The sequence below is a fragment of the Blautia sp. NSJ-175 genome (assembly GCF_022867815.1).
Classification (GTDB): Bacteria; Bacillota; Clostridia; order Lachnospirales; family Lachnospiraceae; genus Blautia; species Blautia celeris.
This window is the reverse complement of record NZ_JALIFQ010000059.1, coordinates 1-1,932: the sequence shown is the minus strand read 5'-3', so window position 1 is coordinate 1,932 and position 1,932 is coordinate 1. Positions and strand designations below refer to the sequence as shown.

General features: G+C 46.1%; 2 protein-coding genes. Both read left to right on the top strand.

The window, feature by feature from the left end:
- The first annotated feature begins 196 nt into the window (after positions 1 to 196).
- Positions 197 to 616: an HTH domain-containing protein gene (locus tag MUB35_RS30300; RefSeq protein WP_033143984.1), complete on the top strand. Its 420-nt coding sequence runs from the start codon at positions 197 to 199 to the stop codon at positions 614 to 616.
- Between the two features lie 11 nt (positions 617 to 627).
- Positions 628 to 1,638 carry an IS3 family transposase gene (locus tag MUB35_RS30295; RefSeq protein ID WP_227247188.1) on the top strand — a complete coding sequence of 337 codons (1,011 nt, stop codon included), beginning with the start codon at positions 628 to 630 and terminating at the stop codon, positions 1,636 to 1,638.
- Positions 1,639 to 1,932 lie beyond the last annotated feature (294 nt).

The following is a 1,932-nucleotide window of genomic DNA, read 5'->3' as shown; positions in this document are numbered from 1 at the left end:
TATAATGTACCCATAACAGTGGACAATCGAATTAGTGTAGTCCCTTCATTTTAGACGCCTCTTCCAGGTGCTTCCCTAAAGCTGGACAATCACACTAATTGCTCCCTGATTATTAAACAACGCTCCAAGATGTGCCCTGCTTTCTGGACATTCCTCTCTGGTTCATGGTATTCTTAATCCAGAACAGGAGGCCATCATGGGCAAAAAACTTTTCACCGAAGAGCAACAACAGTTACTACGTCAGAACCCTTACGTCTACTGCGTTACAGGTTCACGCCTACAGCTTACACGAGAGTTTAAGGAACTATTCCTTACCGCCTATAATGCAGGTGAATCTCCGCGTGAAATCCTCATAAACTACGGTTTTGACATTGGCATTATTGGAGAACGCCGCGTTTGGAGTATCTCCAGCCACATCCGCACTGAATACGAGAAATATGGAGAATTTCATGAAGGATATTCTTCCCCCAGGCAAAGGGATACTACCCATCCATCATCAGCGTCTTCCGAAACGGATGGAGATAAACTCCGAAAACTCCAGCACGATGTTGATTATCTGAAACAGGAAATTGAATTTCTAAAAAAAATTTCCTCGATCAGAAATACACGGAAGTAGGTGCACTGCTCATGAACGAATCTTCCTGTGTGTTTGAAATCATCCAGCGTACCTTACAGCAATCCGGCAACTCTCTGTCGGTCAGCACATTATGTGCGACCGCCGGGGTCTCGCGAAGCGGATATTATGCATGGCTTAAAGCGGCTCCCCTGCGTGAACAGCAGGAACTGCAGGATCGTGCTGACTTTGATCTGATCCTCACTGCCTTTAGCATGCATGGTTACTCTAAAGGAGCACGAGGCATCTATATGGCACTGATTCATATGGCTCCGCCGGTCATCATGAACCTGAAGAAAATCCGCAGGCTCATGGACAAATATCATCTATCCTGCCCAATCCGCAGGGCTAATCCTTATCGCAGAATGGCAAAGGCCCTGAAAACAAGCAATGTCGCGGACAATCTGCTGCACCGGGAGTTTGAATCTTACGGTCCACGGATGATCCTGTTGACCGATATCACCTATCTGCCTTATAACGGGACATTCGCCTATCTGTCAACCATACTGGATGCCTTTACAAAGCAGATACTTGCTTATGTGCCCAGCCCATCGCTTGAAATGGATTTCGTTCTCGATACCGTAGAAATTCTCATCCGGGATCATTGGGTATCACTTCATGTGGAAACGATTGTACACAGCGATCAGGGGTGCCATTATACAAGCCATAAATTCATTGACATCCTGTATAACAAAAAGCTGCGCCAGTCCATGTCGCGCCGTGGAAACTGCTGGGACAATGCCCCGCAGGAAAGCTTTTTCGGTCACATGAAGGATCACCTCAAAGAAAAACTTGCTGCCTGCAGCACATTTGACGCTGTGAAAACCATTGTTGATGATTACATGGATTATTACAACAATCGGCGTTACCAGTGGAATCTCGCCAAGCTGTCACCGAACGAGTATTATTCTTTTGTGACAACCGGCAGATATCCGTTAAATATCGGCAATACACCGCCTCTTCCCATAATCCAGAAGAAACCGGATACCCTTGGGGCTAAGGAGGCGGAGCATCAAAATAAATAAAAGTCAAAGATTTCATAAGTTTACCATGTGATTGGAGTGGGAACGGAATCAAGGGACAGTACACTGGGCGCTTGCGCCCGGGCAGCCCTTGATGAAGTGGCTCGGCTTATCCTGCCCTATGGGAAAGAAGCAAAGCTGCTTTCCCTGCCTTCCGGCGAAGACGGTTCTGGACAGAGCCCAGGATCTGTCACCATTCTCAGTTGTTTAAAATCAAGGATATGTTTTGTGTAGATTTGTCTAAAAAATAGGTACTACACAAATTCAAAATGTCCTTGACAAGGGGTACAGTTTAAA

Bases quoted from the DNA above. Each gene is read 5' to 3' on its own strand.
- MUB35_RS30300 (WP_033143984.1), top strand. From the start codon at position 197: ATGGGCAAAAAACTTTTCACCGAAGAGCAACAACAGTTACTACGTCAG.
- MUB35_RS30295 (WP_227247188.1), top strand. From the start codon at position 628: ATGAACGAATCTTCCTGTGTGTTTGAAATCATCCAGCGTACCTTACAG.